This window comes from Microbacterium saperdae, from assembly GCF_006716345.1.
GTDB lineage: Bacteria > Actinomycetota > Actinomycetes > Actinomycetales > Microbacteriaceae > Microbacterium > Microbacterium saperdae.
Genome location: NZ_VFOX01000001.1, coordinates 2,034,317 through 2,056,018 on the forward strand (window position 1 = coordinate 2,034,317; position 21,702 = coordinate 2,056,018).

The window sequence follows — 21,702 nt, forward strand, 5'->3', positions numbered from 1 at the left end:
GGAGAACACACATGGCTGACTACATCCTCGCCATCGACCAGGGAACGACCTCCAGCCGCGCGATCATCTTCGACAAGAAGGGGAGCATCATCGCGACGGGCCAGAAGGAGCACGAGCAGATCCTGCCGAAGGCCGGCTGGGTCGAGCACGATGCGTCCGAGATCTGGCGCAACGTGCAGGAGGTCATCGGTCTGGCTCTGAGCCGTGCCGACCTGACACGCCACGACATCGCCGCCGTCGGCATCACCAACCAGCGCGAGACCGCCGTGGTGTGGGACAAGACGACCGGCAAGCCCGCCTACAACGCCATCGTCTGGCAGGACACCCGCACGCAGGACATCGTGGACCGTCTGGCTGCGGATGGCGGAGTGGAGCGGTTCAAGCCGGTCGTCGGCCTTCCGCTGGCGACCTACTTCTCCGGCACCAAGATCGCCTGGATCCTGGAGAACGTGGACGGCGCACGCGAGAAGGCAGAGGCCGGAGACCTGATCTTCGGCACCACCGACAGCTGGGTGCTGTGGAACCTGACGGGTGGTGTCGACGGCGGCGTGCACGTCACCGACGTGACCAACGCATCGCGCACGATGTTCATGGACCTCGAGACCCTCGAGTGGCGCGACGACATCCTCGAGGCGTTCGGCGTGCCGCGCTCGATGATGCCGGAGATCCGCTCCTCCTCCGAGGTCTACGGCGCGGCCGAGGATTCCTCGCTGTTGCGCGAGACCCCGATCGCCGGAATCCTCGGCGACCAGCAGGCGGCGACCTTCGGTCAGGCGGCGTTCCAGAAGGGCGAGAGCAAGAACACCTACGGCACCGGCTGCTTCCTGATCTTCAACACGGGCGAAGAGATCGTCCACTCGAAGAACGGGCTGCTCACGACCGTCGGCTACAAGCTCGGCGACCAGCCGACGCACTACGCGCTCGAGGGTTCCATCGCCGTCACCGGATCGCTCATCCAGTGGCTGCGCGACCAGCTCGGCATCATCTCCTCCGCCCCGGAGGTCGAGGAGCTGGCCGACAAGGTCGAGGACAACGGCGGCGTCTACATCGTCCCCGCGTTCTCCGGCCTGTTCGCACCGTACTGGCGTCCGGATGCCCGCGGCGCCATCGTCGGCCTCACCCGCTACGCGAACAAGAATCACATCGCTCGCGCGGCACTCGAAGCCGTCGCCTTCCAGACGCGCGATGTGCTGGATGCCGTGAACGCGGATGCCGGTGTGGACCTGACCGAGCTGAAGGTCGACGGTGGCATGGTCGCCAATGACGCTCTCATGCAGTTCCAGGCGGACGTCCTCGGCGTCCCGGTCGTGCGCCCGGTGGTCGCGGAGACCACGGCGCTCGGCGCGGCATATGCAGCGGGACTCGCAGTCGGGTTCTGGAACGGCCTCGACGACCTCTCCGCCAACTGGCAGGAGGACAAGCGCTGGGAGCCGTCCATGGAAGACGCCGAGCGCGACCGTCAGCTGCGTCTCTGGCGCAAGGCCATCACCAAGTCGATGGACTGGGTCGATGACGACGTGAAGTGATCCTGCATCACTGAGAGGCGGGTCCGGGAGCTTTCCCGGACCCGCCTTTCTGCATCGGCACGGCGGCATCCACGACGCGGAGGAAGGCCCTCGCCACACTGCGGGGTGCGTCCGCGTCCCACGCCACGTACTCGATGCGGACCGGTCCTCGACGGACCGGAACCGCGGCCACGTCATGAGTCCGCCCCACGACGACACCAGGGGCGAGGAGACTGACCGCGAGCTCCGCCGCCACCAGGCCGAGGATGAGCTCGGCCGAATCGGCCTCGAACGCGACATCCCGCTCGACTCCCGCGGCAGAGAACGCCACATCGCTCTGGGCCCGTCCCGACGTACCGGCCGGGAAGTCCGCGAATGTCAGGCCGGCGAGCTCCGCCAAGGCGATATGGTCGCGGCCGGCGAGTGCGTGCCTGCGCGGAAGCGCGGCGACCAGACTCGCACGGCCGATCTCCCGGGCGGCGACACCCCGTGGCAGCGAATCCTCGCGAAGACCGAGAAGCGCGACATCGAGTTCTCCGGTGCGCACGTCGGCGACCAGTGCGTCGCTGTTCCCCACTCGCAACTCGACTCGTGCGGACGGGTGCAGCGTTCGGAACCGCACCAGCAGCTCGGGGAGCTCGATCGCGGTCACGGTGGGGATCACTCCGAGCCTCAGCGTCCCGACCACGTTCCCCGCGGTGGCGGCCGCATCCTCTTTGGCACCCTCGACCGCGCGCAGCGCCTCCCGCGCGCGAGCCACGAAGGCGGACCCGGCCTCCGTCACGCGCACGCTGCGACTGGAACGCACGAAGAGTCGCTGGCCGAGCTCGCGCTCGAGCGCGGCGATCTGATGGCTCAATGCGGACTGGGTGACGAAGCATCGTTCGGCCGCCCGCGTGAAGCTGGACGTATCCGCGACCTCGACGACGTAGCGCAGCTGGGAGAGATCCATCTCCCCATGATCTACGTTCATGATTGGTGTGACAACCATGCGTTGGACTCATGCACCGTGAATGCTCAGGCTGGAATCATGAACCGTTCCACCACCGTGCTGCTCACCGCGCTGGCACCCATCGCCTGGGGCACGACCTATCTGGTCACCACCGAGTTCCTTCCGACGGGGCATCCGCTGTTCGCCGGATTGATGCGCGCCCTGCCTGCCGGCCTGCTCGCTGTCGCCGTCAGCCGCACCCTCCCGCGTGGCACCTGGTGGCTCAAGTCGTTCGCGCTCGGGGCACTCAACATCGGTGCCTTCTTCCCGCTGCTGTTCCTCGCGGCGGAACGGCTGCCCGGAGGGGTCGCCGCCGCCGTCGCCGGGCTGCAGCCGCTACTGGTGCTCGGGCTCGGCGCGCTGGTGGTTCACGAAAGGATCCGCGCGACGACGGCGGCCGCAGCACTCGCCGGCGCCGGCGGCGTCGCCCTCGTCGTGCTCGGGCCGGCGGCGGAACTCGACGCGGTGGGCATCCTCGCCGCGATCGGCGGAGTGACAGCCACGGCAGTCGGGATGGTTCTCACGAAGCGCTGGGGTCGCCCCGAAGGAGTGGGCCCGGTCGCCTATGCCGGATGGCAGCTCACCGCGGGAGGGCTCGTGATCCTCCCGCTCGCCCTCCTGCTCGAGGGGGTGCCCGCAGAGATCGACGTCACGAATATCGCGGGCTACCTCTGGCTCGCCACTGCCGGCGGCATCGTCGCATACACGCTGTGGTTCCGTGGCATCCAGCGGCTCCCGGTCATCACACCAGGGCTGCTCGCGCTGCTCTCGCCCGTCGTGGCGACGCTTCTGGGGGTCGTCGTGGCCGGCGAGTCCTTCACCGCCGTGCAGGTCGTCGGATTCGCGGTCACGATCATCGCGCTCATCGGCGGACAGTTCGCCGCCCGTCCACGTCGAGTGCCCGAGGTGACGTCGATCGCGATGTCAGCGCACGAGCCGCGCCTGACCGCGCGCTGAGGGGCAGATCAGCTCTTGCCGAAGAGCTTCTGGATCTCGGCCATATCCGCCTCGGTCGGCGCCTTGGCGCCCCCACCCAGACCGAACCCGGAGCCCGTGGGGGTGGACGTCTGAGCCACTCCGGCGTTCTCGGCTGCGCGCTTGGCCGGGTTGCCCGAACGCGACCCGCCGGAGGACTTGCCCTTCTTGCCCCGCTTGGAGGAGGCACCGGGGCGACCCATCCCGGGCACCGCTCCCATTCCCGGGATGTTCGGGGTACCGCCGCGTGCGACCGTCTTCATCATCTTCGCCGCCTGGTCGAATCGAGCGACCAGCTGGTTGACGTCGGTGACGGTCATGCCGGAACCGCGCGCGATGCGCAGACGGCGTGAACCGTTGAGAACCTTGGGGTTGCGTCGCTCCCCCGGCGTCATAGAACGGATGATGGCCTCGGTGCGATCGATCTCACGCTCGTCGAAATCGTCGAGCTGCTGCTTCATCTGCCCCATGCCGGGCAGCATCCCCAGCATCTTCTTCATCGAGCCCATCTTCTTCATCTGCTGAAGCTGGTCGAGGAAGTCCTCGAGGGTGAACTGCTCGGTCGCGAGCTTCTCGGCCATCTTCATGGCCTCGTCCTCATCGAAGGCCTGCTGAGCCTGCTCGATCAGAGTGAGGATGTCGCCGAGGTCGAGGATGCGGCTCGCCATGCGATCGGGGTGGAAGGGCTCGAGATCCTCGAGACGCTCACCCGTGGACGCGAAGATGATCGGGCGTCCGGTCAGCGAGGCGACCGAGAGTGCCGCACCACCGCGGGCGTCTCCATCGAGCTTCGAGAGGACCACACCCGTGAAGTCGACGCCTTCCTGGAACGCCTTGGCGACGTTCACGGCGTCCTGGCCGATCGTGGCGTCGATGACGAAGAGCACCTCGTCGGGGTCGACGGCCTTGCGGATGTCGGACGCCTGCTTCATGAGCTCGGCATCGACACCCAGTCGACCGGCCGTGTCGATGATGACCACGTCGTGCTGCTGACGGCGGGCGTACTCGACTCCGTCGCGCGAGACCTTGACCGGGTCGCCGACGCCGTTGCCCGGCTGGGGTGCGTACACCGTGGCGCCGGCCTGCTCGGCGACGACCTGGAGCTGGTTGACGGCGTTGGGACGCTGGAGGTCGGCGGCGACGAGGAGCGGCGTGTGCCCCTCCCCCTCGAGCTGCTTGGCCAGCTTGCCGGCGAACGTCGTCTTACCCGAGCCCTGAAGGCCCGCGAGCATGATGACGGTCGGAGCCGTCTTCGCGAACTGCAGTCGGCGCTGCTCGCCACCGAGGATCTGCACGAGCTCCTCGTTGACGATCTGCACAACCTGCTGGGCCGGGTTCAGCGCTTTGTTGACCTCGTCGCCCAGTGCACGCTCGCGCACCTTCGCGGTGAAGTCCTTGACGACGGAGAGCGCGACATCGGCGTCGAGCAGCGCGCGACGGATCTCGCGCACGGTGCCGTCGACGTCGGCCGGGGTGAGCTTTCCCTTCGTGCGAAGGTTGCGGAAAGTCTCGGTGAGCCGATCGGAGAGCGTGCCAAAGGTAGCCATGGTGCTTTAGATTCTACGCGAGCGGAGCCTCGACGCTCAGCGCGACGCGAAGGTCCGATTTCGCTCGCTGATAGCGACCCCGCGCGGTCGAAGCCGGAATCCCGATGAGTTCGGCAGCGTCCGCGATCGAGAAGCCGTCCCAGTGCACCAACCGAACGATCTCGGCCTCATCCGGTGCGAGCCGGGCGATCGCGTCACGAACCTCCGCACCGGCATCCGCCGCCGGCGCGGAGAGGTCTTCCGGAGAGCGCAGCCGGATCCGGTCGGCCAGCGCCCACCGTCGGCGTGTGCCGCGCGCATGGTTGAGCAACGTGCCCCGGGCGATGCCGAACAGCCACATGCGCGCCCGCTCCGCGTCGTCGGGGAGATCATCCACGCGCCGCCAGGCGACGACCATGGTCTCTCCGAGCAGGTCAGGGGCGTCGTCGACACCGACCCGGCGCTCGAGGTAGGCCAGCATGTCACCGGCATTGCGCTCGAGTGCGCGCGTCAATCGTGCGGCGTCGCGGCTCACTCTCCACCCCAGTCTTCGGCGTCGCAGTGGACCTGACTGTGCGAATCCGTGCCCTCGAGCACCTCGCTCGTGAAGCCCCGGGCGGCGAGCTCCTCGTGAACGAGCTGACCCACCGCCTGCTCGTGCGCGGTCCACGCCGCCAGGTCGGCACGCCGTGGATCCTGCTGGGCCGCAGGGTCGTCAGCTGTGGACGCCTCGATCGTCGCGAGGTACTCAGGGATGAGTGGTGCTGCCGCGGCCTCGACATTCGTAGCCGCGAACCAGTCATCCACCACGCGATTGACCTGGGCGTTCAGGATCGGGTCATGCGTGTCGAGCGCGCTGAAACGCAGTTCGCACTCGCCCCAGGTGGGAGATGTGTAGGTGTACACGCGGTCGGGATTCTCCAGACCCTGACCCCAGAGCCAGTCACCGGACGCGGTGGCGATGCCGGCTCCGCCGACGAGCACCAGCGCCAGTGCTCCGCTGAGCAGGACGTTGCGCCGAGCACGACGCGGAGAACGCGCCTCGCCGCGCGCGGCGAGGATCATCGCGCGCGTGTCCGACTGCGCGAGGCGTCGCGGCGCGAGTGCCGCGTCATCCAGCAGGGCGTCCAGGGGATCGATGGTCATGGGATTCCTCCTCGTTCGAGTGGCACTTCACTCATGACCTGTCCACTCGCCGTCGAGATGTCCGCGCTGCCCCCGATCAGAATCCCTCGATCGCGTTCCTAGACGCCCCAGGGGAGATCGTGGATGGTACCGAGTGCGTCGAGGAGCACGGTCTCGGGCGTGCCCCGTCCCGCTCCCTGCTCGGCCCACACTCGCAGGGACGACAGCACGGCGGTCGCGTGCGCAGAACCCAGGATGTCCGCTCGGATGACGTCGATGCCGGAGGCGATGGCGGCGTCTGCGATCCCCGACGACAGGCGCGCATGGCGGAGACCGGTGTCGCGAACCAGTTCCTTACGAAGTCCCATCGCCGCGGCGTTGCGCAGGGCGAGGGCGAGCGGGTCGGGTTCGAACCCCCGCACGATCCTCATGAGGATCTCGCGCACCGCATCCCCGCCGGCATCGTCCCCGAGCGCCTGCAACGAGTCGAGCGCCTGGTCGATGCGCTCGTCGATCCCCGACCAGAGCACATCGCTCTTCGAGGTGAAGTAGTTGAAGAAGCTCGACCGACTCACTCCGGCACGTTGGGTGATGTCGGCGACGGATGTCCCGTCATATCCCCGCTCCAGGAACAGCTCGCACGCCGCTTCCGCCAGGGTCTCGCGGGAGGACGCCTTGGGGCGTCCGGCGCGGCCAGTCGAACTCATGCCTTCACGCTACCGCGCGGGCGCCGTGCGCCGCCGACCCGACCATGCAGGAGTATTGTTAGACCCGATCCAACTAGTCGCTCGACGGGAGACCCCCATGCTGGACATCGTCACGCCCGGACTCGCTCCGCATCTGGTTCCGTACCTGGAAGGGTGGGAGCTGCAAAGACGCATCCACGCGGATGTCGTCGCCGGGACACGACTCGACACCCTGGTCCTCCTCGAGCACGAGGCCGTCTACACGGCGGGCAAACGGACCGAAGCGCACGAACGCCCCTCGGACGGCACTCCTGTGGTCGACGTCGATCGCGGGGGCAAGATCACCTGGCATGGCCCGGGGCAGCTGGTCGGCTACCCGATCGTGCGACTTCCTGAACCGATGGATGTCGTCGCCCATGTGCGACGGCTGGAGCGCGTGCTGATCGAGGTGCTGCGCCCGCTCGGCGTGGACGGCTACCAGGTGGAAGGACGCAGTGGCGTCTGGGTGCGCCGGCCGCTGTCGGAGGACAAGGTCGCCGCGATCGGCGTCCGCGTGCAGCAGGGAGTGACGATGCACGGCTTCGCCATCAACTGCGACAACAGTCTCTCCGGATTCCGCGGGATCATCCCGTGCGGGATCACCGACGCGGGTGTCACCACGGTGAGCGAGGTCGTCGGTGCCGACGTCTCCCCCGCGGACATCCTCGAAGCCGTCGCTGCCGCCTTCACCACCGAGTACGCAGGAGTTCCCGCATGACCGCCGCCCCCGAAGGACGCAAACTCCTGCGTCTCGAGATCCGCAACGCCGAGACGCCGATCGAGCGCAAGCCCGAATGGATCCGGACCAAGGCGAAGATGGGGCCGGAGTACACCGCACTCCACTCCCTCGTGAAGAGTGAGGATCTGCACACCGTCTGCCAGGAAGCCGGGTGCCCGAACATCTTCGAATGCTGGGAGGACCGCGAGGCGACGTTCCTCATCGGCGGTTCCCAGTGCACGCGTCGCTGCGACTTCTGCCAGATCGACACCGGCAAGCCCGCCGACTACGACACCGACGAACCGCGCCGCGTCGCCGAGAGCGTCGTCAAGATGAACCTCCGCTACGCCACCGTGACGAGCGTGGCGCGCGACGACCTCCCTGACACCGGGGCCTGGCTCAACGCCGAGACCGTACGGAAGATCCACGAGCTCAACCCGAACACCGGCGTGGAACTGCTCGCGAACGAGCACAACGCGGATCCCGCGTTCCTCGGGCAGATCTTCGATGCACGGCCCGAGGTGTTCGCACACAATGTCGAGACGGTGCCCCGCATCTTCAAGCGCATCCGCCCCGCCTTCCGGTACGAGCGCTCTCTCGATGTGCTCACGCAGGGTCGCGCTGCCGGGCTCATCACGAAGTCCAACCTGATCCTCGGCATGGGTGAGGAGCCGGAAGAGGTGGTGCAGGCTCTGCACGACCTCCACGACGCCGGCTGCGATGTCATCACCATCACGCAGTACCTGCGCCCGTCACCGCGTCATCTCCCGGTGTCCCGCTGGGTGAAGCCCGCCGAGTTCGTGGAGTTCAAGGAGGAGGCGGAGCGCATCGGCTTCCTGGGCGTGCTCGCGGGACCGCTCGTGCGTTCCTCGTATCGCGCAGGACGCCTCTGGGCGCAGTCCATGATCTCGAAAGGCCGCGAGATCCCGCCGCACCTCTCGCACATCGCGGAGAGCGCCGATCTCGGATTCGCTCAGGCGGTGTGACCCGGGGCGTCAGTCGGCGCTCATCACCGACTGCACGCTGCCGTCGGAACCGAGGTTCACCAGCAGCACGTCATCGGTGGAATCGGGATCGAGCGCGTACTCCAGAACCGCGAACGGCTCGGATCCGCCGTGCTCGTCGGCCAGAATCGTCATGCTCATCAGGCGGAGCGAGCGGATGATGTCGACGGCCGGGTCGCCCGAGACGTCGACCAGCACCTCTTCGAGCTCGTCACCGTACGTCTCCTGCTGCTGCAGGATGTACTCGGTCACCTCGCTCGTGCGGTCGTCGACCTCGGCGAGCATTCCGCGGCGCGCCGTGTCGTCCACGCTCTCCAGTCCGGCGATCAACGAAGCGGCGATGTCGAGCGCCTCGGAGGAGACGTCGTCCTGATCGGGCGCGGTCAGATCGACGGTGACACTCTGGTCGCCGAGCTCCACGGTCTCCGACCAGAAGATCGAGCCGTCGGGACCCGAGGAAAGGAGTCCGAAGTAGTCGTGTTCGATCGCCATAACGCTATGAAACCAGCCTCGTGCTCGGTGCGGTAGTCCCTCGTCATCCGACGAGGGATTGAACGAAGACATGCGGGGTGAAACCGGTCAGATCGTCGATGCCCTCACCCTGTCCGAGGAGCTTGACGGGGATCCCCGTACGCTCCTGCACCGCCAGTACGAATCCGCCCTTGGCGGAGCCGTCGAGCTTGGTGAGCACGAGTCCGGTGACGCCCGCGTGCTCCAGGAACGCTTCGGCCTGAAGGACGCCGTTCTGGCCCGTCGTCGCATCCAGAACCAACAGGACCTCGCTGATCGGGGCCTGCTTCTCGATCACCCGACGGATCTTCGTCAGCTCGTCCATCAGACCACCCTTGGTGTGCAGGCGCCCTGCCGTGTCGATGATCGCGATCTCGATGCCCTCTCGCATCGCATACTCCACGGTCTGGAATGCGACGGATGCCGGGTCCTGGCCCTGCTGCTGCGGGCGCACGATGGCCGCTCCCCCGCGCTGCGCCCACGTGGCGAGCTGATCGACCGCGGCGGCACGGAACGTGTCTGCCGCGCCGACGACGACGCTGCGCTGGTATCCGCGCAGGAACTTCGTGAACTTGCCGATCGTCGTGGTCTTGCCCACGCCGTTGACGCCGACGACGAGCACGACGGCCGGCCGCTCCGTGAGCTTGAGCGTGGTGTCGAACTTCGCGAAATGCTCCTCGAGCGTCTCGCGCAGCATCCGCTGAAGATCCTGTGGATCCGTCGTGCGGAAGCGCTCGACCTTCTCACGCAGCTCCTCGACGACGCGCTCGCTGATGTCCGGGCCGAAATCCGCCGTGATGAGCGCGGTCTCCAGGTCCTCCCATGTCGTCTCATCGATCGTGGGCTTGACGAACATGCCGCGCAGTGCGCGACCGAGGGACCAAGACTTCTCCGCCATGACTCCAGCCTACGTGTCAGGTAGCATCCGGACATGCAGCGCGACGTCCTCACACGGCTCTTCCTCCATGGAGCCGGTCGACGCGGCCACGCCGCATGGCCGGGACTGCCCGAATCGAGTGGAACCTTCCTCGAGTTCGACTCCCGCTCGACGATCGACGACCAGACGCGCGCCCTGCAGGACTCCCCGCACCAGGCGATCGTGTTCGCGCATTCGATCGGTGCCGTACCTGCGGCTCTGGCTGCACGACCGATGGGCGTTCGCGGCGCGGTGCTGGTCGAGCCCGCGCTCTATGACATCGTCCGTGGTGAGAGCGCGATCGAACGCCACATCGGAATCGTCGTGGAGGCGCGGGCACAAGCCGAGGCGGGGAACCTCGAAGGATTCTGGGCGATCCTGCGCCCCCTGATGTTCGGAGGCTCCTTCGACCCCTCCACCTGGGAACAGGAGAAGCCGCTCGCGCAGCAGTGGGCGGTGACCAATCTCCCGTGGGGGCACGGAGTACGCGCGCAGATGCTGGGCGAGATACCCACGCTCGTCGTCACCGGAGGGTGGAACGACGAGTACGAGATCATCGCGAGACGCCTGGTGGACGATGTGGGAGCCGAACACCACGTTCTTCCCGGTGCCGCCCACCGCCCGCAGGACCATCCGGGATTCGTGTCGGTCGTCGAGCGTTTCGAACTCTCGCTCCGCTGACGACGGGTGATCAACGGGCGGCCGCTGCGCGGTCGCCCACGCGCTGCCCGACCACAGCCGACACGCCGTCCTGGCGCATGGAGACGCCGTAGAGGGCATCCGCGATCTCCATCGTGCGCTTCTGGTGCGTGATGATCAGCAGCTGAGAACTCTCGCGGAGCTGCTCGAACACGGTCAGCAGTCGTCCGAGGTTCGCGTCATCGAGCGCCGCCTCCACCTCGTCGAGGATGTAGAACGGGCTCGGACGGGCCTTGAAGATGGCGACGAGAAGCGCCACGGCCGCCAACGATCGCTCGCCACCGGACAGCAGTGAGAGGCGCTCGATCTTCTTGCCCACCGGCCGCACGGACACCTCGATGCCGGTGGTGAGCATGTTGTCCGGATCCGTGAGCGAGATGCTTCCCGTTCCGCCGGGGAACAGCAGGGGGAACACCTCTCCGAACGCCTCCTTGGTGTCTTCGAATGCGCTCGCGAAGATCGTCTGCATCCGCTCGTCGAGGTCCGTGATGATCGTCAGCAGGTCCTGTCGCGTCTGCGTGAGGTCTGCGAGCTGCTCGGTCAGGAACGCGTGGCGCTGCTCGAGCGCGGCGAACTCCTCGAGCGCGAGCGGATTCACCCGCCCGAGCTGAGCCAGCTTGCGCTCGGACTCGTTCAGACGCCTCTGCTGGATACGACGATCGAACGGGATCGCCGTATCGTCGCTGCCGTCGTCGCCGTCCACGACCGTGAGCGGATCACGTGGAACCGGCTGATCCGGTCCATATTCCGCGATCAGAATATCTTCGTCGAGCGCGAGCTCGGACGCCACCCTCTCGAGCAGGCTGTTCAAGTGGAGCTTCTTCTCGTGGATCTGCAGTTCGAGACCGTGCACGCTCTCTGTGAGGCCGGCGAGGCGCTCCCGCAGCGAGGTCTCCTGCGCGCGGAGAACGCTCAACTCCTGGTTCTGCGCCGAGCGCGCGGACTCCGCTTCGGCGAGAGCGACACGGGCCTCGGTCACCGAACGGTCCAGCGAATCGAGGATGCGGGGCAGCTCCTCGGCCACTCCGGATGCCGACTCCCGCTGTGCGCGTCGGATCACCGCACGCCGGGCGGCCTCAGCGGCCGCTCCGCGTTCCTGTTCACGCTGACGCTCGAGTGCGGTGACTCGGGCCTGTGCAGCACGCACGCGCTCTCGGAGCGTCTCGATCTCCAGCCGTGCCCTGACCTCGCCCTCGCGGGCCGACTCCAGCGACTCCATGAGCCCGTCGCGCGCCGAGGCGTCGAGCACGGGTCGAGGTGCGGCGATCGCCTCCTCGAGCGCGTCCTTCGCCTGCCGCGCCTTGACCTCGGCATCGGCCACAGCGGCCTGCGCCTGCGCGAGACCGGCTTCCAGACGCTCGCACTCGGCGACAGCGGCCTCGTGCTGCACGGTGATGCGGTTCACCTGCTCGGCGTGACTGGCCAGAGCCGCGTCGTGCTCACGGAGGGCACGCAGCGCGTCCCTGGCATTGCATCGCGTCGTCTCGACGCGCTCGTTCGCGTCCTCGCGCGCTTCGCGCAGGGAATCCACGACGACTTGGATCTCTGCCAGCCGCTCGCTCGCCGCGTCACGCTCGGCCGCGAGCTCGAGCCGTGACCGCTCTCCCCCCGACCCGGTACGCAGCGTCTGCGCCGTGATCACATCACCGGTCACCGTCACGATGGTCGTCGTCGTGTCGCCGGTCACGTCGAGAGCCGCTCGCGCTGCACGCGCCGCGCCGAAGTCCTCTGCGATCAGGACGTGTGCCAGGATGCCGAGCACACCGGCCGGTGCCGTGACCGTGTCCACAGCCGGTGTCACCCCGGCCAGCTCGGGCAGGGACAGGCTCGGGCGAGCAGCATCCGCGACCACGAAATCGACCACACCTCTGCGTGCATCCGCGGCCTCTGCCGCGAGAGCGAACGCATCTGCGGACGAGTCCACGAGCACGCCCTCTGCCAGGGGGCCGAGCACGGCGGCGACCGCCGCCTCGAAGCCCGCCCGCACCTGCACCGAGTCACCGACGAGTCCCCGCACTCCCTGTGCACCCAGCTTCACGATCTCGGCGGCACCGCCGGAGATCGCGAGCGCACTGCTGAGAGCAGCAGCCTTGGCCGTGAGCGCATCGACCTCGCGTTCCGCGGCGTGCAGGCGCTCGCGCAGGGTCTCACGTTCGGCCTCCGCCGCTGTGGCCGCACGCTGGGCGCTGTCGTACGCCACCGAGTGCTCGGCGGCCGTGCCCTCCGGCGCCTCGGCATCGTCGATCGCCTCGAGCGCATCCGCGGCCTCACGACGACGCACATGGGCAGCCTCCAGAGCGTTCTCCTGCCGGAGGACCGCTCCACGCACGGCAGCCAGCGCGGATGCGGCGGCGTCGGACGTGCCGCGAAGTGTGTTCAGGCGCATGTCGTACTGCGAGACGAGCGCACTCTGCTCGGCGATGTCGACATCGAGCGTGTCGAGTTCGGCCCGCGCGTTCATGACCTCACGGCTCGCCGTCACCGCCGCATCCTGCGCATCTCCGAGGCCGGCGGAGATCTCCGTGATCTCGTCCTTCGCCTCATCGATCGTGCTCTGGGTCACAGTGACCGCCGTCACCGCCGCGTCGTCCTCCTCGGACCCCAGCAACGCGAGACGCTGGTTGGCGAGCGTGTAGAGGCCACGCATGCGCTCCTGCACCTGCTCAAGTCCGAATGCCACACCGCGCGCCTGGTCGACGGCCACGGAGTTCTGGTCCTGCTCCAGGCGAGCGATACCCGCGCGCACGCCCTCGGCCTGATCGGTGAGGACGAGTCGTTCGGTGTGACGCTCGTGTTCCGTGCGCGTGTGATCAGCGAGCGCCGTCCGCAGCGCGACGACGTCGTCAGCGAAGATACGCGCCTTCGCGTCGCGGACGACCGCCGCGATGGTCTGCGCCTCACGCGCGATCTCGGCCTGCCGACCGAGCGGCTTGAGCTGGCGCCGGATCTCGCCGGCGAGGTCGCTCAGACGCGTGAGGTTCGACTCCATCGCATCCAGCTTGCGGAGGGTCTTCTCCTTGCGGCGACGGTGCTTGAGGATGCCGGCCGCCTCCTCGATGAAGCCTCGACGGTCCTCCGGGGAGGCCTGCAAGACCGTGTCGAGGCGTCCTTGCCCGACGATCACATGCATCTCGCGTCCGAGCCCGGAATCACTGAGCAGTTCCTGCACGTCGAGCAGGCGGCAGTTGTCCCCGTTGATGGCGTAGTCGCTCGAGCCGTTCCGGAACAGGGTGCGGCTGATCGTCACCTCGGCGAATTCGATCGGCAGCGCACCGTCACTGTTGTCGATCGTCAGCTGCACTTCGGCGCGTCCGAGCGGGCCACGCGTCGACGTGCCGGCGAAGATGACGTCTTCCATCTTGCCGCCGCGGAGCGTCTTCGCACCCTGCTCGCCCATGACCCAGGCCAGTGCGTCGACGACGTTCGACTTGCCGGAACCGTTGGGGCCGACGATGCAGGTGACGCCCGGTTCGAAGACGAAACTCGTGGGTTGCGCGAACGACTTGAACCCTTTGAGCGTCAGGCTTTTCAGATGCATACGGGCACCGCTCGTCGGGGGAGAATCACGCCCACACGCTACCGGAATTCCGCAGATCCGCCCGCATCCCGCGCGGCACGAGCGGGAACCGGACCACACCGCGACACGCCGGATCCGCACCGAGATGCTTGACGAGCGCGCGCGCCGTTCGCTACGGTAGGCCACCGGATCGCCACACACGAAGGAGGTTACCGATGATCACTCAGCTGAACGCACAGGCCACAGACCTCGCCGCGCACGCATTCTTTGCGCCGCGCCTTGCGCACTCGGTAGCCACCGGCATCCGTCCTCGCGCAATCTCCTAGAACCGCACTCGGAGACTCTCGACCGTTTCCAGGGTCGAGTCTCGAAGGTTCTTCCACGCCCGCTCGCCCGATCTCCGGATCATGCGACCTCCGCCACCCCGGCAGTCGCCGGACGCGTGGCTCCGGAATTCCGCCACTCCGTGCGGACTCCGTTCGCCGACCCGGCATGAGTCCGGTTCGGCGCTTCTCGCCAACTCTTCCTCGAAGGAATCACCGTGAACACCACGCTGTCTCACAGCACCACCCACCCGCCGGATACCGAGGACCGCCAGGTCCTGCAGATCCCCGCCCCCGCAGAACTGCGCCGGCTCGCGTTCGCTGATCGCCTGTCGCTGCGCTTCGCCATCTGGCTGTTCGAGCGGGCCCAGCGTCCGCGTCGTCCGCGCGTCACCGCCACCGTCGATCCGTTCCTGCTCCGCGAGCAGAATCTCTCACATCGCGAGTCGATCGCCCTGCTCACCTACGACCTGCAGCGACAGCTGCGATGACCAGGAGCCTTCCCATGGAGATCGTCTCCCTCCCCGCCGGGGCGACCCTGCATCCGCTCGTGCTTCCGGCACGAGCGGATGCTGCGGACGCGGGCGAGTTCCACGAACTCGCCCGCGTCCGCAACGCCGTGTATCGCGAGCTCACCGGACGCGATGAGCAGGACCGGTCGCCGGCAGAGCTGCTCCCGCTGCTGCGTTCCCGCACGGAGCGCACGACCTACGTCTGGACCGTCCAACAGGGCGGCGAGGTCGTCGGTCGTGCCGTCGTCGATGTCCCGCACGATGCCGGCTCTCGCGTCGTGATCGCCACGATCGAGATGCTCCCTCGGGTCTGGGGCCAAGGCATCGGCACGGCGGTTCTCCCGCATGTGGAAGCCATCGCACGCGACCACGGACGATCGGTGATCCAGAACTGGACGGAGCAGCAGGCGAGCGACGGCCCCCGCATCGAGGCGCCGACGGGGTTCGGCAGCGTGCCGCGCGATCACGTCGCCCGATTCCTGCAACACAGCGGCTTCGGGCTCGAACAGGTGTATCGCGTGAGCCACCTCGCCCTGTCCGCGCGGATCGACGCCCACGTCGACGCACTTCTCTCCGACGCTCGTGCGGCGTCTGCCGGATACCGGCTCGTGCACTGGACGACGCCCACTCCGGCCGCGCGCATCGACGACTACGCGTGGCTCAAGTCGCGCATGTCGACGGATGCACCCTCGGCAGGTCTCGACACCGATGAGGAGAAATGGGACGCCCGGCGCGTCATCGAGATGGAGGAGCGCGTGGCGCAGATGGGACAGACCCTCCTGGTCGTCGCGGCGGAGCATATCGAGACGGGCCGACTCAGCGCCTTCACCGAGCTCGGGATCGGTTCCGACCACACCGCGACGACCCATCAGAACGACACGCTCGTGCTCAAAGAACACCGCGGTCATCGCCTCGGAATGGTTCTCAAATGCGAGGCGCTGCGGCTCTGGCGCGATCTCATGCCCGAGTCGACACGCGTCATCACCTACAACGCCGAGGAGAACCGGCCGATGCTCTCCATCAACGAAGCCATCGGCTTCCATGCCATCGCCTATGAAGGCGCCTGGAAGAAGGAACTGAGATGACCGACGCCGATCTGACCATCACCCCGCTCACCGTCCCGGGGAGTCTCGACGACACGGACGCGGCAGACTTCATCGCCTTCGGCGACCTCAGCCGGCTCGTCTGCGATGAGGAGGTGGGACTTCCGGATCTCTCCCCCACGGCCTCACAGATGCTGGCCTCCTGGCAGGACGAGTCCGACTCGCTCCATCTCGGGTTCGTCGCCCGCCGCGACGGCGACATCGTGGGAATGGTGTCACTCTCCTACGCGCAGGAAGAGCACGCGAAGGCAGCAGAGTTCGACGTCCTGGTGCCCGCAGCGCATGCCGACGAGGGCATCGCGCAGGCGCTGCTGCTCTGCGCCGAGGACGACGCGCGTCGCCGCGGACGTGATGTGATGCAGACGTGGACGCTCCATCGTCCCGCGAACACGAGTGACGTGCTCATCCCGAAGACGGGCTGGGGACGGATCCCGCCCACCGCGCTGTCGAACTTTCTCGAGGCCCATGGTTACGGCCTCGAGCAGGTCGAGCGCAACAGCGAACTGGACCTGCACGCGGATCCGGGCGTCTGGGAGCGCGCGCTCGCTGACGCATCCGCGTTCGCGGGACCGGACTACCGTTCGCTCACCTGGGAGCTTCCGACCCCGCCCGCGCTGCGTGCCGGGTACGCCTCTGTGCTCGCCCGGCTCGTGACCGACGCCCCCAGCGGCGACATGGAGTTCGACGCAGAAGTCTGGGATGCCGATCGAGTCGCGCGCCGCGACGTGCGCATGACCAGCGCGGGCCAGCTGGTCGCGGTCTCGGCCGTCGAGCACGTGCCCACCGGCGAGATCGTCGCCTACAACGAACTGCTGGTCGGCCCGGACCGCGCGGGCATGACGCACCAGTTCGGCACACTGGTGGCGACGGAGCATCGCGGGCACCGCCTCGGCACGATCGTGAAATGCGCGAACATCCTGCGCTGGCGCGAACTCGTGCCGCAGTCCTCGCGCGTCTCCACGTTCAACGCTGAGGAGAACCGTCCGATGCTCGACATCAACGAGGCGCTCGGATTCGTCCCCGTCTCCTACGCAGGGGCATGGCAGAAGAGGATCTGAGTGTGCGGTGCCGAACTCATCCTCCGGGATGAGATCGGCACCGCATCTTCATCCGCCCGACCGACGCATCGCCGAAGGTCGGCGACGAGGCTGGAGACATGAACGCTCCCGTCATCGAAGCCCATGCTCTCCAGAAGACCTTCGGCGTCACCCGTGCTCTCGCGGGTGTCGACCTCGCAATCCATCGTGGCGAGTCCGTCGCGATCATGGGCGCCTCCGGATCGGGCAAGACCACCCTGCTGCATGTGCTCGCCGGGATCATCACCCCGGACTCGGGATCCGTCACCTTCCGTCCGTCCGAAGGCGCGGCGATCGATGTCGCCGCGCTCGGCGAGTCCGCTCGTTCCCGCCTGCGACGTGAGCGTTTCGGGTTCGTCTTCCAGCAAGGGCTGCTGATCCCGGAGCTCACAGCGGTCGAGAACGTCGCCCTCGCATCGATGATCAACGGCGTGTCGCGGAAGGATGCCATCCCGCACGCGGCGGCGTGGCTCGCAGCGCTCGGGCTGGCAGGTATGGAGGACCGCCGGATCGGCGAGCTCTCCGGCGGCCAGGCCCAACGCACGGCGATCGCCCGCGCCCAGGCGACCGGCGCAGAGCTCGTCTTCGCCGACGAACCGACCGGAGCACTGGACTCCCAGACCTCCTCCGAGGTCATGGACGCCCTCCTGTGGTCGACGACAGGTCAAGGCCGGTCGCTGGTCGTCGTCACGCACGACGCCGAGGTCGCAGCCCGCTGCACACGGACGATCGCGGTCCGCGACGGTCGCATCATCGCGGCGGCGGTCAACGCATGAACCGTCACGTGCTGGCGCTCCTCCTGCGTCCTGCCGAAGGTCAGGGCAGCCTTGTGGCCTTGCCCGTCATCGCCTTCGGCGTCGTCACCACGCTGGTGCTCACCGTCATCGGCGGCGCACAGTCGTTCTGGGGGTGGACCGATGGATACGCCGGGCTCTACCAGGCTCTCGCCGCCATCGCCCTCGTCCTTCTCCTCGTCCCCCTGACGTCGCTCGGCGGTGCTGCCGCCCGGCTCGCCGCGCGGAGAAGGGACGAGCGACTCTCCACCCTGCGCCTGCTGGGAGTCTCACCGGGCGGTGTCGCGGTCGCGACCGTGACGGAGTCGGCACTTCTCGCCGGTGTCGGTTCGCTGGCCGGGGTCGTCGGGTATCTCGCGCTCAGCCCGTTGATCGCACTCATTCCGTTCCGCGGCCAGGCGCTCGGGCTCACGGGAGTGCTGCTTCCTCCGCTCACGGTCGTAGCCGTCGTCGCCGGTGTGCTCCTGGTCGCCGTATCGAGCGCCGTGATCGGGCTTCGACGCGTCGTGATCTCGCCGCTGGGGGTGCGCATGCGTGCCACGGCGACGAGTGCGCATTGGATCCGCGCTGTCGTGGCGGTCTGCGTCCTCGCGATCTCCTTCGTGCTGATCAAGGTCTTCCCGTCTGTGGGCAGCCTGCTCACGACGATCGTGGTGCTGTCCGTCCTGTTCGGCGGCGCCCTCGCCGTCTTGAACCTGGTGGGACCGTGGGTTCTCAAAGTCGTCGCTCAGCGCCAGCTCCGTCGCGCTGAGCTTCCCGAAAGGCTGCTCGCGGCGCGCATCGTGCTCGACTCGCCCCAGGCGGCGTGGCGTCAGGTCGGCGGCATCGCGATGGCCAGCTTCATGGCCGTCTTCGCCGGCACCGGGGTCTCCCTCATGGGTCTGATGAACGCCGAGGGCTCGTCCGCCGACGCCGCCCTCGCGGTCGACATGCGCACCGGGCTGATCATCACCCTGATCGGATCATTTCTGATGGTCGCCGCCTCCGTCGGTGTGAACCAGGCGTCCGACGTGCTCGATCAGAAGGAACTGCATGCGAGTCTGCATCGTCTCGGCATGCCCTGGCAGACGGTCGATCGCGCGCGCCGCCGCGCGATCATGTCGCCGTTGCTGATCACCGCCATCGGCTCGGCGGTCTGCGCGGCGATCCTCGTGTTCCCGCTCCTGGGCATCGCGCTCATCACCACCCCGGAATCGCTCCTCACCATCGCCGCCGTCGTCAGCGCGGGGATCGGGGTCGTCTGGGCCACGACGCGGGCGACACGGCCGCTGCTCGCCCGGTCGTTCGCGACCGTGTGACGTGCGCTGGAGCTTCATGGTTCATTCGAGCCGCGAGTACATGTACATGTCGCGCCGACGAGACCCGATCTCCTGCCAGCCGCGAAGCAGCCCCTCTCGCAGGAAGCCGCATCTTTCCGCGACCCGCCAAGAGCCTTCGTTCGCGGGCTCGACATAGAGCTCCACACGGTGCACCCCGGGGAGCGTGAGGCCCCAGTCGGAGATGGCCGCCAACGCCGCGGATGCGATCCCGTGGCGCCGGTGACGGGACCCGACCCAGTATCCGATGCTGACGCGGCCCCGGTCCGCGTCCCTCAGCCACAATCCGATCTGGCCCATCGCGACATCCGAATGTGCATCCGCGATCGCGAAAGAGTATCCGGTTCGAAGCCGCAGCCGATCATGCTGGCGTCGGATGAATGCAAGGATCTCGTCCTCCGTGCCGTGGGAGGGCACAGAGGTGATCGAGGGAATCAGCGCGTCGACAGATGCGTCTCGGATCAAAGCAGCATCCTTCGCCGCGAATGGACGCAGACGGACGGCGTCGGTCTGCAGGATCGGCTGGATCAAGGGCTCCATACGAGCATCCTCCTCTCTCACTCGGCGGATCATCTCGATGCTGCGGGCCTCAGCGCCTGCGCTGGCACCGGGGGCAGAAGTGCGAGCCGCGGTTCATGAAGCTCTCCCGCACGATCGGCGTTCCGCAGCGCGGGCACGGCTTGCCCTGCCTGCCGTAGGCGTTGAGCGAGTGTGCGAAGTAGCCAGCCTGCCCGTTCACGTTGACGTACTGCGCGTCGAAGCTCGTGCCGCCTTCGGCGAGGGCCTTCATCAACACCGCCCGGACTTCGGCGAGCAGACGCCGCACGGCCTGCGTCGACAGAGCGCTCGCCGGCGTCTCCGGATGGATGCGCGCGGCCCACAGCGATTCGTCCGCATAGATGTTGCCGATGCCGCTGACCACACCTTGGTCGAGCAGGACCCGCTTGATCGCACTTCCTCGTCGCGCCAGCGCGGCGCGGAAGTCCCGGTCGTCGAAGGCGGCGTCGAGCGGATCCCGCGCGATGTGGGCCACCTGCGACGGCACAACGGAAGCGCCGTCGACGACCAGCGGGTCCACCGCCAGCGAGCCGAACGTGCGCTGATCCGAGAACACCACGGCCAGCTCGCCGTGCACAGGATGCTCGAGGTGGATGCGGATGCGCTCATGCCGCTCCGCGACCGCGTCGGGCGTGCGCAACAGCATCTGCCCGCTCATTCCGAGGTGGGCGATCAACGCCGCATCCGTCGTGTCGAGCGGCAGCCAGAGGAACTTGCCCCGTCGGACAGCATCCGTGAACGTGCGCCCCTCGAGGCGCGCGACGAAGTCCGCGGCACCCGCCAGGTGCCGGGTCAGAGCCCGCTCGTCGAAGACGCTCACCGCCGTGATCAGCGATCCGATCGTCGCGGGAGCGAGCCCCGCGCGGACCACCTCGACCTCGGGAAGTTCAGGCACGCTCGTTGAGCAGGCGCCACGCACTCAGCGCGGCAGCCATCTCGGCAGTCTTCTTGCTGCTGCCCTTGCCCGTCATACTCACGTCGCCGACGGTGACCGTCGCGGTGAACCGGCGGTCATGATCCGGGCCGCTCGCCTCGATCGAGTACTTCGGCGGGGTCGCTCCGGTGCGGGCTGCGAGCTCCTGCAGGCTGGTCTTCGGGTCCATCGCCGCGCCGTAGCGCTCCGGATCCGCGAGAAGCGGTTGCGTGAGACGGAGCACCAGCTCCGTGGCGGCCTCGGGACCGGCCGACAGATAGGTCGCTCCGATCACCGCTTCCATGGTGTCGGCGAGGATCGAGTCCTTGTCGCGTCCGCCGGTCTGCTCTTCACCGCGTCCGAGCAGCAGATGACTACCGAGATCGATGCCGCGAGCCACCTCTGCCAGCGCGACCGTCGACACGACGCTCGCGCGTCGCTTGGCGAGTTCGCCCTCATCGAGCTCCGGATGCGTGGTGAACAGCATCACGGTGACGGCCTGCCCGAGCACCGAATCGCCGAGGAACTCCAGGCGTTCGTTGTGCGGGATACCGCCGTGCTCGTACGCGTAGGAACGGTGGGTGAGGGCCAACCCCAGAAGCTCCGCGTCGATGTCGACGCGGAGCTTAGCTGGGAGAGGTCTCGTCCCCCCGGGGACCTCCGTCACGATCTGAGTTTCGAGACTCAGACGTCAGCGACCTTGCGGCCCTTGTACTCGAGGAAGAGCTCCGTGCCCTGCGAGTCCGTGACGACCTTGGCCTGGTGAGGACGGCTGTAGACGACCTGGCCGTTCTCGATGGTCTTGACGAGGGCGACGGGAGCCGCCTTCCACTGCGCGCGGCGCGAGCGGGTGTTCGAACGGGAAACCTTGCGCTTCGGGGGGTTACCAGCCATGA

At 67.8% G+C, this 21,702-nt stretch carries 22 protein-coding genes; 10 read left to right on the forward strand and 12 right to left on the reverse strand.

The features are described from left to right. Nucleotides 1-11: 11 nt before the first annotated feature. The gene (glpK, locus tag FB560_RS09725) at nt 12-1,526 is read left to right on the forward strand and encodes a glycerol kinase GlpK (protein WP_141872170.1); all 1,515 of its coding nucleotides are present in this window, start codon (nt 12-14) and stop codon (nt 1,524-1,526) included. Between the two features lie 7 nt (nt 1,527-1,533). Here the strand turns inward: glpK and FB560_RS09730 are convergent, their stop codons facing one another. After that, nucleotides 1,534-2,457 (reverse strand): LysR substrate-binding domain-containing protein, encoded by a 924-nt coding sequence (locus FB560_RS09730; protein WP_141872171.1) that lies wholly within the window; start codon nt 2,455-2,457, stop codon nt 1,534-1,536. A 78-nt stretch (nt 2,458-2,535) separates the two neighbouring features. Between FB560_RS09730 and FB560_RS09735 the strand changes: the two genes are divergently transcribed. Further along, complete coding sequence (locus FB560_RS09735; protein WP_141872172.1) at nt 2,536-3,453, forward strand: EamA family transporter; 918 nt, start codon at nt 2,536-2,538, stop codon at nt 3,451-3,453. Between the two features lie 8 nt (nt 3,454-3,461). Here FB560_RS09735 and ffh read toward each other — a convergent pair whose 3' ends face one another. The 4 genes from ffh to FB560_RS09755 all read right to left on the reverse strand — a co-directional run bounded on the left by ffh (nt 3,462) and on the right by FB560_RS09755 (nt 6,829). Further along, nucleotides 3,462-5,018 (reverse strand): signal recognition particle protein, encoded by a 1,557-nt coding sequence (gene ffh / locus FB560_RS09740; protein ID WP_141872173.1) that lies wholly within the window; start codon nt 5,016-5,018, stop codon nt 3,462-3,464. Between the two features lie 13 nt (nt 5,019-5,031). Beyond that, nucleotides 5,032-5,532, reverse strand: a complete 501-nt coding sequence (locus FB560_RS09745; RefSeq protein WP_141872174.1) for an RNA polymerase sigma factor — start codon at nt 5,530-5,532, stop codon at nt 5,032-5,034. Beyond that, nucleotides 5,529-6,143: a hypothetical protein gene (locus FB560_RS09750; protein ID WP_141872175.1), complete on the reverse strand. Its 615-nt coding sequence runs from the start codon at nt 6,141-6,143 to the stop codon at nt 5,529-5,531. Before FB560_RS09750 ends, FB560_RS09745 begins: the two co-directional genes overlap by 4 nt. Nucleotides 6,144-6,241: 98 nt before the next feature. Beyond that, nucleotides 6,242-6,829: a TetR/AcrR family transcriptional regulator gene (locus FB560_RS09755; RefSeq protein ID WP_141872176.1), complete on the reverse strand. Its 588-nt coding sequence runs from the start codon at nt 6,827-6,829 to the stop codon at nt 6,242-6,244. Between the two features lie 97 nt (nt 6,830-6,926). Between FB560_RS09755 and lipB the strand changes: the two genes are divergently transcribed. Both lipB and lipA read left to right on the forward strand, forming a co-directional pair. Continuing rightward, entirely contained in the window at nt 6,927-7,565 is a 639-nt protein-coding gene (lipB, locus tag FB560_RS09760; RefSeq protein ID WP_141872177.1) for a lipoyl(octanoyl) transferase LipB, read from the forward strand. Continuing rightward, nucleotides 7,562-8,551, forward strand: a complete 990-nt coding sequence (lipA, locus tag FB560_RS09765) for a lipoyl synthase (RefSeq protein ID WP_141872178.1) — start codon at nt 7,562-7,564, stop codon at nt 8,549-8,551. The genes lipB and lipA overlap by 4 nt, the downstream gene beginning before the upstream one ends. 9 nt (nt 8,552-8,560) lie before the next feature. Here lipA and FB560_RS09770 read toward each other — a convergent pair whose 3' ends face one another. Together FB560_RS09770 and ftsY are read right to left on the reverse strand one after the other, a co-directional pair. Continuing rightward, nucleotides 8,561-9,061, reverse strand: coding sequence for a DUF2004 domain-containing protein (locus FB560_RS09770; protein ID WP_141872179.1), 501 nt, complete (start codon nt 9,059-9,061; stop codon nt 8,561-8,563). 43 nt (nt 9,062-9,104) lie between these two features. Next, on the reverse strand, nt 9,105-9,977 hold the full coding sequence (gene ftsY, locus FB560_RS09775) for a signal recognition particle-docking protein FtsY (protein ID WP_141872180.1): 873 nt from the start codon (nt 9,975-9,977) through the stop codon (nt 9,105-9,107). Between the two features lie 33 nt (nt 9,978-10,010). Here ftsY and FB560_RS09780 point away from each other — a divergent pair, with 33 nt between their 5' ends. After that, the gene (locus FB560_RS09780; RefSeq protein ID WP_141872181.1) at nt 10,011-10,676 is read left to right on the forward strand and encodes an alpha/beta hydrolase; all 666 of its coding nucleotides are present in this window, start codon (nt 10,011-10,013) and stop codon (nt 10,674-10,676) included. Nucleotides 10,677-10,686: 10 nt separating this feature from the next. Here the strand turns inward: FB560_RS09780 and smc are convergent, their stop codons facing one another. Beyond that, on the reverse strand, nt 10,687-14,232 hold the full coding sequence (gene smc, locus FB560_RS09785; protein WP_141872182.1) for a chromosome segregation protein SMC: 3,546 nt from the start codon (nt 14,230-14,232) through the stop codon (nt 10,687-10,689). A gap of 520 nt (nt 14,233-14,752) precedes the next feature. Here smc and FB560_RS09790 point away from each other — a divergent pair. The 5 genes from FB560_RS09790 (at nt 14,753) to FB560_RS20690 (ending at nt 19,317) form a co-directional block, all read left to right on the forward strand. Continuing rightward, nucleotides 14,753-15,025, forward strand: a complete 273-nt coding sequence (locus tag FB560_RS09790) for a hypothetical protein (RefSeq protein ID WP_141872183.1) — start codon at nt 14,753-14,755, stop codon at nt 15,023-15,025. Nucleotides 15,026-15,039: 14 nt separating this feature from the next. Further along, a complete protein-coding gene (locus FB560_RS09795; RefSeq protein ID WP_141872184.1) occupies nt 15,040-16,131 on the forward strand; it encodes a GNAT family N-acetyltransferase in 1,092 nt (363 codons plus the stop codon). Then, nucleotides 16,128-17,207 (forward strand): GNAT family N-acetyltransferase, encoded by a 1,080-nt coding sequence (locus tag FB560_RS09800; RefSeq protein ID WP_141872185.1) that lies wholly within the window; start codon nt 16,128-16,130, stop codon nt 17,205-17,207. Before FB560_RS09795 ends, FB560_RS09800 begins: the two co-directional genes overlap by 4 nt. A gap of 98 nt (nt 17,208-17,305) precedes the next feature. Continuing rightward, entirely contained in the window at nt 17,306-18,001 is a 696-nt protein-coding gene (locus FB560_RS09805; protein ID WP_141872186.1) for an ABC transporter ATP-binding protein, read from the forward strand. Next, nucleotides 17,998-19,317: an FtsX-like permease family protein gene (locus tag FB560_RS20690; RefSeq protein ID WP_170198099.1), complete on the forward strand. Its 1,320-nt coding sequence runs from the start codon at nt 17,998-18,000 to the stop codon at nt 19,315-19,317. The genes FB560_RS09805 and FB560_RS20690 overlap by 4 nt, the downstream gene beginning before the upstream one ends. Nucleotides 19,318-19,338: 21 nt before the next feature. On the opposite strand, the gene FB560_RS09815 is transcribed toward FB560_RS20690, so the two are convergent. Genes FB560_RS09815 through rpmF form a run of 4 tightly spaced genes read right to left on the reverse strand, consistent with a single transcriptional unit; the run spans nt 19,339 to nt 21,700 of the window. Then, nucleotides 19,339-19,875, reverse strand: a complete 537-nt coding sequence (locus FB560_RS09815; protein ID WP_141872187.1) for a GNAT family N-acetyltransferase — start codon at nt 19,873-19,875, stop codon at nt 19,339-19,341. Nucleotides 19,876-19,924: 49 nt separating this feature from the next. Then, nucleotides 19,925-20,788 (reverse strand): bifunctional DNA-formamidopyrimidine glycosylase/DNA-(apurinic or apyrimidinic site) lyase, encoded by an 864-nt coding sequence (gene mutM / locus FB560_RS09820; RefSeq protein ID WP_141872188.1) that lies wholly within the window; start codon nt 20,786-20,788, stop codon nt 19,925-19,927. Further along, nucleotides 20,781-21,473 (reverse strand): ribonuclease III, encoded by a 693-nt coding sequence (gene rnc / locus FB560_RS09825; protein ID WP_141872189.1) that lies wholly within the window; start codon nt 21,471-21,473, stop codon nt 20,781-20,783. The genes mutM and rnc overlap by 8 nt, the downstream gene beginning before the upstream one ends. Before the next feature lie 17 nt (nt 21,474-21,490). After that, nucleotides 21,491-21,700 carry a 50S ribosomal protein L32 gene (gene rpmF, locus FB560_RS09830; RefSeq protein ID WP_017830754.1) on the reverse strand — a complete coding sequence of 70 codons (210 nt, stop codon included), beginning with the start codon at nt 21,698-21,700 and terminating at the stop codon, nt 21,491-21,493. Between the last annotated feature and the right edge of the window lie 2 nt (nt 21,701-21,702).

Bases quoted from the DNA above. Each gene is read 5' to 3' on its own strand.
- glpK (WP_141872170.1), top strand. From the start codon at position 12: ATGGCTGACTACATCCTCGCCATCGACCAGGGAACGACCTCCAGCCGC.
- FB560_RS09730 (WP_141872171.1), bottom strand. From the start codon at position 2,457: ATGGATCTCTCCCAGCTGCGCTACGTCGTCGAGGTCGCGGATACGTCC.
- FB560_RS09735 (WP_141872172.1), top strand. From the start codon at position 2,536: ATGAACCGTTCCACCACCGTGCTGCTCACCGCGCTGGCACCCATCGCC.
- ffh (WP_141872173.1), bottom strand. From the start codon at position 5,018: ATGGCTACCTTTGGCACGCTCTCCGATCGGCTCACCGAGACTTTCCGC.
- FB560_RS09750 (WP_141872175.1), bottom strand. From the start codon at position 6,143: ATGACCATCGATCCCCTGGACGCCCTGCTGGATGACGCGGCACTCGCG.
- FB560_RS09755 (WP_141872176.1), bottom strand. From the start codon at position 6,829: ATGAGTTCGACTGGCCGCGCCGGACGCCCCAAGGCGTCCTCCCGCGAG.
- lipB (WP_141872177.1), top strand. From the start codon at position 6,927: ATGCTGGACATCGTCACGCCCGGACTCGCTCCGCATCTGGTTCCGTAC.
- lipA (WP_141872178.1), top strand. From the start codon at position 7,562: ATGACCGCCGCCCCCGAAGGACGCAAACTCCTGCGTCTCGAGATCCGC.
- FB560_RS09770 (WP_141872179.1), bottom strand. From the start codon at position 9,061: ATGGCGATCGAACACGACTACTTCGGACTCCTTTCCTCGGGTCCCGAC.
- ftsY (WP_141872180.1), bottom strand. From the start codon at position 9,977: ATGGCGGAGAAGTCTTGGTCCCTCGGTCGCGCACTGCGCGGCATGTTC.
- FB560_RS09780 (WP_141872181.1), top strand. From the start codon at position 10,011: ATGCAGCGCGACGTCCTCACACGGCTCTTCCTCCATGGAGCCGGTCGA.
- smc (WP_141872182.1), bottom strand. From the start codon at position 14,232: ATGCATCTGAAAAGCCTGACGCTCAAAGGGTTCAAGTCGTTCGCGCAA.
- FB560_RS09795 (WP_141872184.1), top strand. From the start codon at position 15,040: ATGGAGATCGTCTCCCTCCCCGCCGGGGCGACCCTGCATCCGCTCGTG.
- FB560_RS09800 (WP_141872185.1), top strand. From the start codon at position 16,128: ATGACCGACGCCGATCTGACCATCACCCCGCTCACCGTCCCGGGGAGT.
- FB560_RS09805 (WP_141872186.1), top strand. From the start codon at position 17,306: ATGAACGCTCCCGTCATCGAAGCCCATGCTCTCCAGAAGACCTTCGGC.
- FB560_RS20690 (WP_170198099.1), top strand. From the start codon at position 17,998: ATGAACCGTCACGTGCTGGCGCTCCTCCTGCGTCCTGCCGAAGGTCAG.
- FB560_RS09815 (WP_141872187.1), bottom strand. From the start codon at position 19,875: ATGGAGCCCTTGATCCAGCCGATCCTGCAGACCGACGCCGTCCGTCTG.
- rpmF (WP_017830754.1), bottom strand. From the start codon at position 21,700: ATGGCTGGTAACCCCCCGAAGCGCAAGGTTTCCCGTTCGAACACCCGC.